This is a genomic window from Cellvibrio sp. UBA7671 (assembly GCA_002483145.1).
GTDB lineage: Bacteria > Pseudomonadota > Gammaproteobacteria > Pseudomonadales > Cellvibrionaceae > Cellvibrio > Cellvibrio fibrivorans.
On sequence record DLHJ01000005.1, the window covers coordinates 204818 to 221024 of the forward strand.

Here is a 16207-nt window from a genome sequence, read left to right on the forward strand (position 1 = left end):
TAATGACAAAAAGAAAGGCGCGCATTGTACTGGATTTACGCCCTCCCCGAGAGGTTTTTTGCGCCTTCGACAGTAAATAGCTTCTCGCTATTTCCCTGACCGCCTACTCAGGTGGACGATCCATCAAAAAACCCACACGCCTGCGAATCCTGCTTAGTGCCACAGGAGTAATACCAAGATACCGCGCTATATCATTTTGCGATAAACGCCCGAGCAACCCTGCCTCGCGCTCACAAAATAACAAATAGCGCTCTTCTGGCGACATGCACAAGAGCTCGTACTCACGCCGTTCTTTTTTCATTGCCAACTTGAGCAGCATGGAATTTAAAACATCAGTTAAGCCTGGATTATCAGTAACCAAATTCAATACTGCTTGTTTAGGTATATCAATTACCACCGAATCTTCGAGACTCAACACAGTAAATGAATTCGGATTCCCCGCAACTGTGGCTTGCATACTGGCAATAAACTCACCGCCTGTAACGAATGACTTTATAAATTCCTTTCCATCGAGCGTTTCATAATAGGCTTTCACCAATCCACTCTGAATAAAAAATAAATTGCCACCACTATCGCCCTGCCTGAACAAAAATGCTCCTTTAGGGAAATGGCGAACATTACCTAATTTTTTCAATTGCTCGTTCAAAAATAACTCCCACCAAAAATACGGACTTTACGTCAAGTCTCTTTTATTAAAGAACCACACCTTAATTGGCATTTTAATTATTGTCAAAATTTGAGACGACAATTTCAAATTGGAACATTGGCGTCATTTCTAACAATTAAGTTAACCGGAGTTAATGATTAATAATTTTTTGCAACCATACAATTCGCCACCCTTAAGTCTTTATACAGGATTGCATGGAAATATGAATTTACAGGACAAAACATTACTCATAACGGGTGGCACCTCAGGCATCGGATACGCACTGGTAAAGCAGTTATCGTCTACCAGTAAAAGCATTGTTGTTATTGCCCGCAACCCCGTGCATCTTGAAAAACTAAAGAACGAATTCCCCAATGTGCACATTTACAAATGTGCCCTTGCAAACAAAATAGATCTGGAAAAAACATTCAGTGAAATCATTAACAACCACCCTGATATTTCTGTGGTCATTAATAATGCTGGAATTCAAGCAACGCCAACATTCCTGGATAAAGATTTTAATTTTGACAGCATCGAGAATGAAATCAGTGTAAACCTTATGGCCCCCATCAGGATCTGTGCACTCATGCTGGGCCCTTTACTTAACTTGAAAGCACCAGCCGCCATAGTCAACATCACATCAGGCTTGGGGCTTTACCCCAAAAAAAATTCCGCTGTGTACTGCGCCACTAAAGCGGGCCTGCGCAATTTCACCCAAAGCTTTCGCTACCAACTGGAAGAAACTCCCATAAAAGTCTTTGAGGCGATAATGCCATTAGTTGATACACCTATGACTCATGGAAGAGGTAAGGGAAAAATATCACCCGACAGCGCAGCCGAAGCCATTATCAAAGGCATTGAAAATGACGATGAAGAAATTTTTGTAGGGAAAGCAAAACTAATTCCATTGGTGGCGCGAATTAGCCCCACCCTAATGGCAGCCATTATGAAAGCCGGATAACGGAGCCAACTATGAAACAACTGATAACAATCGCGCTTATATTAGCAGCCATATTTGCGTCCACATTTATTGTGATAAAAGCCACTGGCATCTTAACCATCGAGGACGTTAGAACATGGCTGACGATGGCTTCAGAAATAAATCCCGTATATGTGGCAATAGCCGTAATTATTTTATTGTTCTCCGATCTTTTTATTGCAGTCCCCAACTTAACAATTTGTATCTTGTCAGGATATTTTCTGGGATGGTTAGGGGGTGGTCTTGCATCAATGACCGGAATGATGCTGGCAGGTATAGTCGGGTATTGGATTTGCTGGGCGATCGGCCCGAAAATCCTCATAAAAATTTACAAAGACGAAAATAAACTTGCGGAAATGCAACATATTTTTTCCGAGCACAGCGCCAGCATAATATTAATGTGTCGCGCGCTGCCAATTTTACCGGAAGTTGTCGCTTGCTTAGCAGGTGCAAACAAAATGTCATTTTTCCGCTTTATGGTGTACTACAGCATATCAACCGTCCCTTATTCGTTTATCGCCGCCTATGCCGGCTCGAAAAGTTCGCTAGCCAACCCGACACCGGCCATTCTCGCAGCGATAGGCATTTCTTTAACCTTATGGTTTTCATGGTTTATATTTTTGCGCCGAAATTATCCTAAATCAGATCAAAAACCAATTTGAAAAAAATCAATTTTTACAAAAAAGGAAGTTAATTAACGCCAACTGCTCTTGAATAAAATTTTTGACCATATGAGGTATACATAATGGACGTTATTGATTCGGTTACCACCAAAACCAGTTGCACCCGCTTCGACACCATTCTTGATATCCCCGAACACCAATGGGATGCAGTAGTACCGCGAGCCACAGGCCTAAAGCACAACGTACTGCAAACGTTTGAGTTGTCGGGCGTGAATAACTTAAATTGTCACTACCTGACATTTGAGCAAGGCAACCACTACATCGGCAAAGCTAATCTTTACGAAGTATCAATGGATTTTGCATCCCTCGATAAAAACCTCTCCCCCCACGCACGCCGCCTGATAAAAAGTTGGATACCGGATTATCTGTATTTATCCATGGCGGAGTGCGGTTTATTTGCCATGAATGGCGATGGAATAGCGGTAAAAGATGTACATCATCTAGCGCAAGTAATTCCATTGATTCACAACGAATTACAAACTATTGCCACCGAGAAAAATTTGGACTTGCTGGTATTTCGCGATGTACCGCTGGAACAGTACAGCATTTACGAAAAAATCCTGGTGCCCCTGGGGTATGCCCCCTCTGCTGGATTCACCAATGCCGTTATCGACATTCGCTGGGATTCAATAGAAAGCTATTTGGAAAGTTTAAACAGTAAAGACAGATACAAACTCAAAACCGCATTAAAGATAGAAGAAGATTTTGGTATACGCGTTGAAATAACGTCTGACTACAAACATCTGGCCAAGCAAATGGCAGACCTATGGCGCAATGTGAATGCATCTTCAGACGATTACAACCGTGAGCAGCTGGATGAAGAATTTTTTTACGAAGCGGGCTTGCGCCTGGAAAATAACAGTGAAGTTATTTTATTTTATGCAGGAGAAAAACTCGTGGCTTTTATGTGGAGCCTGATTGGGACTGAAGACTACCACATGGCAGATTGGGGGGTGGATTACGATTATCCACAATACCGTGAGGCCAATTTTTATCGCGCTGCATCGATGATTTCATTAAAGCGTGCAATTGCGCTTGGTAAGCAACGCATGCAATTAGGAATGACCAATTATACGCCTAAAAAATTATTAGGCGCACAAATGCAACCATTGGTGTACTTCATCAAACATCAAAAAAATTCGCACTTCACCACTGTTGTAAATCGCATGATTACCGATGCTATTGAGCAGCCGCCTGAACTAAATTATTACGCTGCTGGTAGCTGGCCGTTGGACACTATGACCGCCGATGAATACAAATCGATATTCACACAAAAACTGGTTGACTACACCACCAATGATGCCTTTGCCAAAGTAGAAGTTAATTACGATATAGATATTCTTAAGTTGGGAGGACTATATGGATTTTATCCTGATACGGAAACCGTAAACTTCCCGCTGAGCAGTGGCATTTTTGTTAACTACAGTCAGCACCCCGACGTTATCAACGCAGCGAATAACGCTTGGCTACGCACCAAAGCAACCTATAACGGAGCACCTTTTTTTAGTGGTGAATCTGATGTTACACGCGCATTGCAATTTAAAATTTCCCAAGCGGTGCAACAACAAGCAGTACAACTACTACCAAATGGAAATTTAATTCACCAGACAGCACTCGCGCCACTGCTCGATTCATCTTGCCTGGTATTGCTGGATGAACAAACCAGTCCCGGCATATGGGAAGCGGTTGGTCCTGCCGGCTGTGAAATAAAAACCTTCGCGCATCAAGACCTTTCAAATCTGGAAGCAATCCTTACCGAAAATACAGGCCGGAAAATCCTGATCATTGCTGAAACTGCATTTCCATTGTTCGGTGACCAAACTGATATAGCAGCTCTGGTGCAACTAAAACAGCAATACGGTGCGCGGCTTTATATCGATGAATCACTCACCCTTGGTTTATGCGGAAAACATTCACCTAACGCGCACTATCGTTTAGGCCTAAGCGCCCAACAGGGTGTTAGCGACCAGATTGATGTGATTGTTGCTTCTACGTTATCCGGTGTTGGTATCGATGCAGGGTTTGTTGCTGCATCAACCAAAGTGATCGAACACATCCGCCATCAGGCGACCAGCTTATTATTTGCGGGCAGTTTATCGGCGGCGCAACTTGCAGCCTTATCCACCGCACTGGATCTGACCGCAAACCGCCTGTCGGCTGGTTCCGAACTATTTGCCAAAGCTGAATTTTTTACTGGAAAGTTAATTGAGCAAGGATTTAATGCTGCGCTTTATCAGAGTCCGGTCATCAATCTTATTTTCACAGATTTTATGATCAGTCTGGCCGTTCAGAAAAAATTGCTGCAACTCGGTGTTGCTGTGGCGGCAATTGGCCAACCACTGTTGCCACCAGAAATGTCGGTAATTCATCTGAATTTATATGAAGACATCACCTGGGAAGACCTCGAAAAGTTAGTAGATATTTTTGCCAGCATTGCAATCAGTATTCAAATCACTGCTTAAACATCGCATCGGGAAATGACTGCGCCTTAATAGGAGAAGTAATAATGACGCACAAAAATAGTCCATCACTCGCCATTGTCGGAATTGGTTGTCGCTATCCAGGCGGCATTAGTTCAGCCGATACATTCTGGGACGTCATCAGCAAGGGGACAGATGCAATCGTTGACGTCCCATCTAACCGCTGGGATTACCGCAAATTTTTTGATGCCAATGATAAACGCCCGGGTAAATCGCGCGTTAAACAAGGCGGATACTTACACCAATCACTGGATCAATTTGATCCGTTATTTTTTGGCATTTCCCCACGCGAAGCCGCTTATACAGATCCACAGCAGCGCCTGCTGCTGGAAGTGACCTGGGAAGCATTCGAAGATGCCGGTATCACCGAAGAGCGTTTACGCGGCTCTGATACCGGTGTGTTTATCGGCGCATTTAACCTGGATAACTTATTGCTCCAATTGGGTCGCGATAATGTGGAAACCATCAGCGCTTCCACCGCGGCCAGCGTAACCATGACCATGCTGTCCAATCGTTTGTCTTATACATTCGATTTAACAGGCCCGAGCGTCACTATGGATACCGCCTGCTCTTCATCCATGGTGGCAATGCATTACGCGTGTCAAAGCATTATCAATGGTGATTGCTCTGTCGCTATCGCGGGGGGAGTCAACGTTATCTCACGCCCTGAATATATGGTTTCCATGAGCAAGGGCGGCTTCCTTTCTGCCCATGGCCGCTGTAAATCCTTTGATAAAGACGCGGCCGGTTATGTGCGCGGTGAGGGAGCGGGCATCATCATTATCAAAACATTAGAGCAGGCGATTGCCGACAAGGATGAAATTTATGCCGTGATTCGCAACACCGGCGTGAACCAAGATGGCCATACCCAGAACGGTATTTCTTTCCCGAGCGCAGAAGCACAGCAGCGCCTGATCGAAAAACTGTACCGCGAAGCGGCGATCAATCCGCTGGATGTTGGGTATATCGAGGCCCATGGCACCGGAACTCAGGCGGGAGACCCCATTGAAATTTCATCGCTCGCCGCTGTGTTTACTCCGGGTCGCGCGGTGGAAACTCCCTGTTTTGTCGGCTCCGTAAAATCCAATTTCGGCCACACAGAATCGGCCGCAGGCGTGGCCGGGATCATCAAGGCATCACTCTCCATTAAAAACGGGGCAATCCTGCCCAACCTGCATTTCAATAATCCTAATCCCAATATTGATTTTGCCGGTGGACGCATTGCGGTCCCCACCAGCCAACGTATCTGGAATGAGGGCGAACGCACCCGCCTGGCTTCGGTTAACTCCTTCGGTTATGGCGGAACTAATGGCCACGTTATCCTGGAGGAATTTAAATCACCCATTTCTGCTCAGCCGACGCTCGATCAGGCAGGACATTATTTGCTGCCATTGAGTGCAAAAAACCGCAAAGCATTGAACGCACGCTGCAGCAAGTTACTCGACTATTTGCAAAGCCCTCAAGGGCAAAACGTTTCGTTGAACGATTTGAATTACAGCTTGGCCTATCGCCAATCTGGCCTTGAAGAGCGCTTGAGTCTGGTCGTTAAAAACAAAACGGATCTTGAGGAAAAACTGCGCAGCCTCGTACAGGGCGATCACCCTGAAGGTAGCGTACAAGCCGCCGTTGATGTATCGGGCAATCGCCGCCTCGCCTTTGTATTTACCGGCATGGGTCCGCAATGGTGGGCGATGGGCCGCGAACTTTATGCGCGCGAACCCGTCTTCCAGCAAGTCATTGACCAATGCGATGAGCTGTTCAGCAAAGTAGCAGGCTGGTCAATCAAAGCAGAACTGCTTGCACCGGAAGCGGATTCCAAAATGGCTAAAACAGCCATTGCCCAACCCGCGAATTTCTTGATACAGGCGGGTTTACTCGCACTTTATCGCTCTTGGGGAGTTACCCCGGCAGCGGTAGTTGGCCATAGTGTGGGTGAAGTAGCCTCCGCCTATGCATGCGGTGCATTAACTCTGGAAGATGCAATCACCGTCAGTTATCAACGCAGCCGTTTACAACAAACCCTGGCTGGCGGTGGCGGCATGCTCGCCATTGGCATGGGCGGCGATGCTGCATTTGAATTGACCGGCTTATATGACCAGGTGTCTGTTGCTGCCGTTAACAGTGCTACCAGCGTAACCCTTGCAGGTAATCAGGAGCAGTTGGAAGAGATCTCCCAATTGCTGGAAGCACAAGGCATTTTCAACCGCATGCTGCAAGTGGAGGTGGCTTATCACAGCTACCAAATGGATCCGATCAAAGACGAGATCCACCGTGTGCTGGCGGACATCCACCCCCATCCGGAAAGTATTCCGGTGTATTCGACAGCCTTGGGAAGTCGAAGTAGTGGCAGCGCGTTCACTGCCGATTACTGGTGGCAAAACGTTCGCCAACCAGTGAGCTTTGAGCGCGCTATTACCCAAATGATTGAAGATGGCTACACCCATTTTATTGAAGTGGGCCCGCATCCGGTAACCCGCAACTTCCTCAATGAATGCCTTGCCGACAAACAGATCCAGGGGCGTGTTATCGCCAGCCTGGTACGTAAAAAAGATGAATCTGTCGCCTTTCTCGAATCCCTTGGCCAATTGTTCAACGCCGGATACCACTTGCGCTGGCCTGAGGCCATCCAGCAAGCCAACTTCATCCGCCTGCCGACTTATCCCTGGCAGCGCGAACGCTACTGGAACGAGTCCAACCTATCGCGCAACTACTTGTTAGGTAGCGGTGAAGAACATCCCTTTTTCTTTGAAAAGCTGATGACCCCAGAACCCACATGGCAGGTGGAGCTAAACGAAAACTATTTCCCCTTCCTGCCAGATCACCGCATTTCCGGGCGCGTCGTCTTTCCTGGAGCGGGTTATGTAGAAGCGGGATTGGCGTTGCAGCATTACCAAAAAGAACGCCGCGGTGCGGTTAGCCTGGAACAACTCAAGTTCCACCGCATGCTGATGGTAGATGCAGATAAAACCCAGCAGTTGCGCATTGTTGAAGATAAAAGCCAAAACAGGTTTGCGGTCTACTCCAGCGAGGTCAACAACAATAACTGGACGTTACACGCGACTGGCAAGTTGGTAGGAGCCGTTTTGCGCCGCACACCAGCCAAAATCGACCTCGATCAGCTGAAGAAAAAATGCGCGACCGCCCTGAATATACCAACGCTCTATCGCAGTTTTGATGAGCGCGGCCTTGGCTACGGCGCGCAATTCCAGACGATTGAGCAGCTCTTTACCGGTAAGCGCGCCTTGCTAGCGAGAATTTCTGCCCCGTTAATGGCCGAAGATGCTCATTCAAAGAGTTATTTAAGCTACCCCAGCTTATTGGATGGCGCCTTCCAAAGCCTGATTGCCCTCAGTGACAGCCAGCAGACAGCCCCCATGGTTCCAGTCGAAGTAGGCGAAGTTACCGTCTATCAAAACATCCCGAGCCATTTTTGGTGCTATGGCGAAATACTGGAGCAAACCGCAACAGGCATTCTGTGCGATTTGAAATTGCTTGATGACCAAGGCAATACCTTGGCGGAGTTACGCTCACTGGAATGCACACTGCTAGCGGGTGAAACCGATGAGGCCGCAGTCAATACACTGGATGACGCGTTTTATCATTACCAATGGACTCCAAGACAACTGGCCCTTTCAGATAGAGAAGTCACTGGATCTGATGCCTGGTTAATTCTTGCCTCCGAACAGACCCTGCCATCAATCAAGCCCTTTGTTGCCCACCTCGAAGGTCGCGGGATCAGCCCGAAATTGCTGACAACTAGCAATGTGCCCGACGACGAAAAAGCAATAACGGCATTTAAACAGGCGCTGGAAGAAAATCTGGCTGCCGGGACTAATCACTTGATCTACTTTGCCGGAGATCTGGAAGGCGAACAGCAGCTGCCTGAATTCACCGATGTCATTAACCCTTGCTTACCCTTGATTGCGTTGGCACAAAGCCTGGATAACCCAGCCCTTGCAACCCTCAAGGCATGGATAAAGGAACCGGAGTTCCAGCTCAACCTGAACATAGTCACTCGCGGCGCCCATACTATTGGCGGCAAACCGACCAATCCGGCATTACAACCTGCCGCATCACTGGCACATTTGTTGGCCAACGAGCTTAGCGCTATCACACCGCGCCATATAGATCTCGCGCTGGGCTCGGCGGCTGTCACTGATGCTGAGTTGCAAATGCTGGTCAATGAGCTGTTGGATGGTCAGGAAGAGGATATCGCCCTCCAGGGTGAAATGCGTTTTATTCGGGAATTGACCACCACCAATATTGATGCCGGCGAACAGCGTGTTGTGCATCAGATACCAGCCAATGATCCGCTCAATCCGGTGCAATTGCGCAAGTCTGCCGAGGGTAGCCTGGAGTTCCAACGTATCGCACCTGCGACCTTACGTCCCGATGAAGTGCAGATACAGATCGAGCGCTTACTTATCGACAAACCGGATATTGACGCCTTGTTACAAGGCCGTCGCAAAACCCATCAGCTCCCCCGCTTGGCCCTGGGCTGGATTGTGGCAACTGGTGCGGATTGCGACGAGTTTGCGCTGGGTGATGAAGTATTAGTACTGGTGAAAGATTCGGCGATCACCAACCAGTACACCCTGAACCATCGCCTCTGCCTCAAACGCCCTGCCGGCTTGCCGGAAAATCTTTATCCAGACCTCGCGTTTTACGCGGCAGCACTTTATATGCTGGATGATGTTGCCGGTGGTACCAGCGGTAAAGTCTTTATCCAAAACGCCGCATCTCCGCTGGGTCTTGCCCTGGGTCAGTTAGCGCTGGCCCGCAAACTCACGGTCTTTGCCACCATCAGCCAGGAGGCGCAACGCCAACCACTGCAAGCAATGGGTGTTCACAGGATCCTGAACAATAAGGATCTTACCTACACCACTGACCTGGTAGACCTGCTGGGGGAAAGCCGCCTGGATTTGGTCGTAAATGATTTGGGTAATGAGCACGCCACGCAGCTGTTCAAACTACTCGCTCCTGGCAAACACTTTATCCAACTCCCCGCAGTGGATGGGCAGGAACTGGCAGCAACGCCCGCCCTGACAAATTACCGCTATGCCTACCTCGATATCTTCCAGAGCTTTACCAGTCAACCAGGGCTGTTCGCCCAGTGGATCGAGCGAGCAAAAGAGACAGTGATTAGCGATGGTTTACCGCCATTGCCGAAAGGAGTAGCTAACGCTTGCAACACCACAGAGCTGTTGAATTATTTTGTGCTCAGCGATGAAACAGGCCAGGCGGTCATCGAGTTTACCGATGCCAGCGTTACAGTAAGCGAGACCCTTGCAGTGCCGTCAATTGATCGCAGTGGAAGCTATCTGATCACCGGCGGAACCAGCGGCCTTGGATTGCAAATCGCCAAGTGGCTGTTAGCGCAGGGAGTTGACTCTATTGCATTGGTTAGCCGAAATGGCAGCAACCGCCCGGAGGCGCGCGAATTTGTTCAATCGGCTCAGGGTAAACAAGTGCGCTTGTTTGACGTAGACATCACCGATCTGAAAGCCACCCAAAGCTTGGTCCAGAACATCAATAGGGAAATGCGCCCACTTGCCGGGATCATCCATTGCGCAATGGTGCTGGACGATGATCTCGCCGTTCGCATGACGCCGGAGCGGATGAAGAAGGTAATGCAACCCAAAGTGCAGGGCACTATTAACCTGCATAAAGCGACACTCGATTTATCTCTGCGCCAATTTATCTGCATCTCCTCGATTTCCTCCCTGATTGGCAACGTCGGCCAAGCCAACTACGTGGCTGCCAATGCCTTCCTCGACGGGTTTGCCCATTACCGCCAGGCTGCGGGTTTAACTGCCACCACGATTAACCTGGGCGTACTGCAGGAGATAGGTGTGGTTGCACGCGATGAAAACCTTGCCATGGTACTGGATGCAAAAGGCATTCAAGGCCTGCTCACAGCCGATGTGCTCCGGGCGCTGGGTTACATCATGAACAACGAACCAGCCCAGATAGGTTTATTCAATGTGGATTGGGCGGTGTGGGCGCAGCAATCACCCAAAAGTGCAGCATCTAGCCGCTTTAGCAGCCTGGTGCAAAAAGCCCGCGCACGGCAAGACATACCGCCGGCACTGGCTGCGTTGCTCAGTGAGCTGGAGCATCAGGAACAATATTTTGCGCGCTTACTGGAAATCCTGTCGGGCGAATTAGCGCAGATCGTCAAAGTCCCGCTTAGTGAAATCAAACAGGATCGAAGCATTAGTGATTTGGGCATCGATTCGATTATGAGCGTCGAACTCTCACGCGGCCTTCGCAGCAAATATGGGCTTGAAGTGACTTCCATGGAGCTACTCAGTGGACCGTCGTTGGATCAGTTGACCGAGCAATTGGTCAATCAGCTCACTGAAAAAACCTGCTAGGCCTTATCCATCAACAAGGACATTTGAAGAGAATTGACTATGCAAAGCACCAACATTAAAACCAGCGAACAGCGTCGCCACGACGCTATGGCACTGTTAGCCCGGCAGTCGGGCGCTGCCAAACCTGCGGGCAGCAAAGCCATCCAACGCCCGCCCTTTAAACTGGAGTTCGATATACGCGATTTCTCCACTTATCCGGAGATTCGCGCTTTTGACCAGCACAAGTCCATCATTGCGCGCGCCGGTGTGGAAAACCCTTACTTTCGCAGCAATGAAGGTACTACCGGCCGCCATACCCGCATTAATGGGAAGGAGCTGATCAGTTTCTCAGGTTACAACTACCTGGGGTTTTCTGGTCATCCCCATGTCAATGAACAGGCCAAAACCGCCATCGACCAATACGGCACCTCACCATCCGCGAGCCGTTTGGTCACTGGCGAAAAACCTGTCCATCGCGAACTGGAAGCAGCCTTGGCGGGATTCCTGGGGACTGAATCGGCGCTGGTATTTCCCAGCGGTCACGCCACCAACGTGACTGTCATCGGACATTTCTTTAACAGCGAAGACTTGATTCTCTATGACGAGCTAAGCCACAACAGCCTCGTGGAAGGGTGCCTCTTGTCTGGTGCCCGACGCATCGCGTTCAAGCACAACAATGTCGAACACTGTGAGCGATTAATCGCCGAAAACCTGCACAAGTATCAGAAAGTTCTGGTGGCAGTAGAGGGGGCCTACAGCATGGATGGCGATCTGGCGCCCTTGCGGGACTTTGTCCGTTTGCGCCAGCAGTATCCGGTGCTCCTGTTTGTCGATGAGGCTCATTCCCTGGGTACCGTAGGCTCAACCGGCCGCGGTATCAGCGAATATGCTGGTGTATCCCCCAACGATGTGGATTTTTGGATGGGAACACTGAGCAAAGCACTTGCGAGCAATGGTGGTTACATTGCCGGAAAGAAAGCCCTGATTGACTACCTGAAATACACCACACCCGGTTTTGTCTATTCCGCAGGCATCACTCCGGCCAATGCTGCAGCAGCACTGGCCAGTCTGGAATTACTCGTTCAAAGCAACCAACCGGTATTACGTCTGCAAAACAATGCCGATTACTTCCGCCAACTGGCATTGGATCGCAAGCTCAACATCGGCCCCAGCCTTGATACACCCATAGTGCCCATCATCCTCGGCGACAGCGAGAAAACCATCCGGGTTGCCGATCAGCTATTCCGGGCGGGCATCAACGTACACCCCATGTTTTACCCTTCGGTCCCACAAGGAGAGGCGCGGCTGCGCTTTTTTATTAGCAGCGAACACCGGAAGGAAGACATGGTTTACACCCTGGATACCTTGGCATCTGCTCTCTGATTCCAGTTACCACACACTATTAGCGCCACCGGTCCACAACGCTGGTAAGGCGCGGCATACCGTGAACAGCCATAAGGAATAATCATGAGTTTCACTGAACAACAATACCTTGTTATCAAAACGCTGGCCGATGGGGTATGCCCCGGACTCGGCTCTATTCCACCTTCATCAACCCTGCCGGTTGCAGACATGTTTGTCGGTATTGCGGAGACCTGGGCTCCAGCGGTGCTTCAGGCTACCGCCAACGCCTTGGATATTATCAACAGCATCGCACTTTCTATTTTTGGTCAGCCGATCCAAAACCTTGACCAGTCAGGCATCGCTACCGTTACCGAAATAGTGGCTAGCAACACTGACCTCAAACCTTTTTGGGAGCCATTCCGCATTTTAATCGCACTCAATTATTACGCATTGCCGCCGGTATACAGCGCTATAGGCCTGCCCGGCCCAACCATTGATGCTGGTGGATTAACTGCTGAAGGCTATCCGGTCTAGGAGAACAGAAAATGACTGCTATGGAAAATTTCGACGCTATTGTTGTAGGCGCTGGTGCAACCGGAGCCGTTTATGCCCATGAACTTACCAGGGCCGGACTGAATGTACTCTGCATTGAAAAGGGTAGATTCTTTCAAAACCACCGCACCGATTTTGTTGAAAACGAATTGGAAACTTTCCGCCTGGTGTGGGATTACAGTGACTATGAAATCACCGGTAACGCTTTTGATGGCGGCCCCAACTTGGGCGCCAACGTCGGCGGAGGAACGCTCGCCTGGACTGCAACCGCATTACGAATGTTTGAACACGATTTCCGTTTCCGCTCAACGTTCGGCGCTGTGCAGGGTGCCAACCTTGCCGATTGGCCTATCAGCAAAAAAATGCTCCAGCCCTACTACACCCTGGCCGAACAACAAATGGGCGTTTCAGGTAGCGCAACCTGGTGGGATGAATTAGCCACACCGCTTCCGCCAAATCCCCCTATTCCGCTCTATCCTGCATCGCGCGCCATACAACGTGGGTTTGATCAACTAGGGTTGCGTTCCAGCCCCGGTCGGTTGGCGACTAATTCTCAAACCTATCAGGGACGTTCGGCGTGCCTTAACTGTGGGTATTGCCGCTCCGGTTGTAGAGTCGATGCCAAATATCAAGCCGATGAAGTGTTGATCAAACCTGCCCTGGCTACTGGTCGCCTGGAGCTGGCCACCCGCTCCGTGGTGACCCGCATCGATACCGACAGAAGCGGAACCGAAGCCCGCTCGGTTAGCTACACCAACCTGGATACCGGTAGAGAAAGCTCTGCGCGGGCTCGTTTTATCATCCTGTGCAATAACCCCTTTGAAATTCCGCGTTTACTGCTGGCCTCAACCAGCCGTCGTCACCCCAATGGTATCGGCAATCACTACGACCAAATCGGACGCAACTTCTATTCACATGCGACCTGTTTGGGTATGGGCATATCCAACGACGACCATCGCACTTACGTTGGTCATAACATGTGTAACGTCATGTCACTGGACACTTGCGTGAACCGCGAGCGCGATGACTACGTGGGAGGTTTTTCCATGCTCTCGCTGAACGGCGCTGGTGCGGGTTCACTCGCGGCATTTCCATTGCACAAATTGCACGGCATCGATCTGCAACAACGCATGACGCAATACAACAACAGCATGGTGTTAATTACCTTTATCGATGGCATGCCGGTTTACGATAATCGCGTTGGTATTAATCGTAAAAAGACCGATGCATTGGGTATGCCGGTACCTACGATTCATTACAACTGGCACGAGAATGACCGCCGTGCATTTGCTCACGCACGCGAAAAAATTGCGCAGGTATTTGAAGCTGCTGGTGCTTACGAAAGTTTTACCTCCGACATTTTCGAAAGCCATCCAATGGGTACCATGCGCATGGGCAATAACCCTAAAACCTCGGCAACAGATCGCTTCTGCCGCGTGCACGGCGTTCATAACTTGTTTGTCGCAGGCGGCTGCCTATATCCCACTGGCAGTTCCGTCAATCCAACTTTAACGATGCATGCGCTGGCATTGAGATCGGCACGTAAAATTATTAAACAATGTCGCAATCCTCTCTTGAGTTCACTGGCGGAGGTTGAATAATGGAGGAACTTCCATCAAAAAAAGCCATTGTGATCGGAGCCGGCCTCGCCGGCCTGGTGAGCGCACTAAGCCTGCAAAAAGCAGGAATAACGGTCACCTTAATCGATCAGCGCAAACAGGTAGGCGGACTGTGCGGCACGTTCAGACTGGACAACCGTGAGTTTGTTATCGCGTGCAATGATTTCGGCAAAGGGCTGGTGAAATTGTTGCGCGAGCTTGGCGTAAATTTTCCATTTAATAACAAAAAATCGTCAGTGTTTTATCGCGGCCAATGGTTCAACGCTGCACCAGATTTAAAAATGTTGTGGCAATTACGCAGTGAGTGGCGCAATGTTTTTTCGTTGCTGGGGGGAATTATTGCCCAACAATTCCCTCACCGCACACCTCAATCTATTGAAAAGTTTGCCAATCGCCTAACCAGTGCTGGCGCGGTTAATGATCTCAGCAAATTAATCTCCTATTTTATGGGTGTGCACCCAAGCGATATCCAAACCTCTTTCTTTGGACTGGATGGAAAGTACAATTATGGTTACACGACTATGGCTTGCCCAATAGGTGGACCACAAGCTATGGCCGATGCTATTGCCGATGTGTTCTTACAACAGGGTGGCAAGCTATTGCTCAATACTCGCTACACGAAACACAACAAACAAGGGAATCATTTTTACGCAGAAATCAACGATGGTGAATCGCGCATTGTGGAAGCCGATTATATTGTTGACACGCGTGAACAACGCTCGCTATATCCCGCTGACAGCAAACGTGGGTTACCGCTTTCCATGTTATGTTTGGCGGTAAAAAATGAGTTTCCTTATCCGGAAAACACCCATACGCTCACCTACTTTGAGCCCGATGTTTCACACTGGTTTGGGAAATTAGACCAAGGGATTCAACCTGAACATTTTGGTTTTCATGTATTCAAGAGCGATCTGGTTCCAAATACGGATAACACTTACACGCTTAACCTCTATTTCTATCTACCACGCGGTGTTAACCAACTCGAAGACGGTAAACGCACTATCTACAGCGAATACTTACTTAATCGTCTGGAAAAACTGTTGCCCGGCATCAATAACCATTTGGCATACAGACGCCTGCTCACACCAGATGATTTTGTTGCGTTGCATGGTTTATCCAGCCGGGTAATGCCATTTATTGTATCCCGCGAAAAACCGCACAACTCAAGCAGTGAAGCAGGCTACTTTTATGCAGGCCACAGTGTATATCCGCCTGGAGAGCATGCGGGGGCAGCAGCATTGTCCGGTGCGCTGGTAGCACAAAAAATCATTTCCGAAAAAACTTTATTCAATACTGAAACTTCAGTTGGAGGTCATCATGAAAATGCACATCAACAGGCGTAATTTTTTACTTGGTACATTAAGCACTACGGCGCTCACTGTAGCTCCATTCAAAGTGACAGCGAATACAGACATCAATCAACAACTCAAAAAAAACTACATCCAGTGTGGAAAAATAAATTCAACTGATTTGCGTCATTTTTATTACGCAGGAACAAATACTAGGGATAACTAAGGCGTTATTCCTATCATCATTCGCATTGAGGAA

The 16207-nt window shown here is 48.9% G+C and carries 10 protein-coding genes; 9 read left to right on the forward strand and 1 reads right to left on the reverse strand.

Going from position 1 to position 16207, the window contains the following annotated elements:
* Positions 1-103: 103 nt before the first annotated feature.
* Entirely contained in the window at positions 104-634 is a 531-nt protein-coding gene (locus tag B4E62_RS07220) for a Crp/Fnr family transcriptional regulator (protein ID WP_331351610.1), read from the reverse strand.
* A gap of 166 nt (positions 635-800) precedes the next feature.
* Between B4E62_RS07220 and B4E62_RS07225 the strand changes: the two genes are divergently transcribed.
* The 9 genes from B4E62_RS07225 (at position 801) to B4E62_RS07265 (ending at position 16174) form a co-directional block, all read left to right on the forward strand.
* Entirely contained in the window at positions 801-1607 is an 807-nt protein-coding gene (locus B4E62_RS07225) for an SDR family oxidoreductase (RefSeq protein ID WP_310073669.1), read from the forward strand.
* 11 nt (positions 1608-1618) lie between these two features.
* Positions 1619-2287: a VTT domain-containing protein gene (locus tag B4E62_RS07230; protein WP_310073667.1), complete on the forward strand. Its 669-nt coding sequence runs from the start codon at positions 1619-1621 to the stop codon at positions 2285-2287.
* 83 nt (positions 2288-2370) lie between these two features.
* On the forward strand, positions 2371-4770 hold the full coding sequence (locus B4E62_RS07235; protein WP_331351611.1) for a pyridoxal phosphate-dependent aminotransferase family protein: 2400 nt from the start codon (positions 2371-2373) through the stop codon (positions 4768-4770).
* 44 nt (positions 4771-4814) lie between these two features.
* Complete coding sequence (locus tag B4E62_RS07240; RefSeq protein ID WP_331351612.1) at positions 4815-11165, forward strand: SDR family NAD(P)-dependent oxidoreductase; 6351 nt, start codon at positions 4815-4817, stop codon at positions 11163-11165.
* A 39-nt stretch (positions 11166-11204) separates the two neighbouring features.
* The gene (locus tag B4E62_RS07245; RefSeq protein WP_331351613.1) at positions 11205-12527 is read left to right on the forward strand and encodes an aminotransferase class I/II-fold pyridoxal phosphate-dependent enzyme; all 1323 of its coding nucleotides are present in this window, start codon (positions 11205-11207) and stop codon (positions 12525-12527) included.
* A gap of 84 nt (positions 12528-12611) precedes the next feature.
* Entirely contained in the window at positions 12612-13022 is a 411-nt protein-coding gene (locus tag B4E62_RS07250) for a hypothetical protein (RefSeq protein ID WP_331351614.1), read from the forward strand.
* An 11-nt stretch (positions 13023-13033) separates the two neighbouring features.
* The gene (locus B4E62_RS07255) at positions 13034-14641 is read left to right on the forward strand and encodes a GMC family oxidoreductase (protein ID WP_310073659.1); all 1608 of its coding nucleotides are present in this window, start codon (positions 13034-13036) and stop codon (positions 14639-14641) included.
* On the forward strand, positions 14641-16002 hold the full coding sequence (locus tag B4E62_RS07260) for a phytoene desaturase family protein (protein WP_310073657.1): 1362 nt from the start codon (positions 14641-14643) through the stop codon (positions 16000-16002). Before B4E62_RS07255 ends, B4E62_RS07260 begins: the two co-directional genes overlap by 1 nt.
* Entirely contained in the window at positions 15977-16174 is a 198-nt protein-coding gene (locus B4E62_RS07265) for a hypothetical protein (protein WP_331351615.1), read from the forward strand. The genes B4E62_RS07260 and B4E62_RS07265 overlap by 26 nt, the downstream gene beginning before the upstream one ends.
* The last annotated feature ends 33 nt before the right edge of the window (positions 16175-16207 follow it).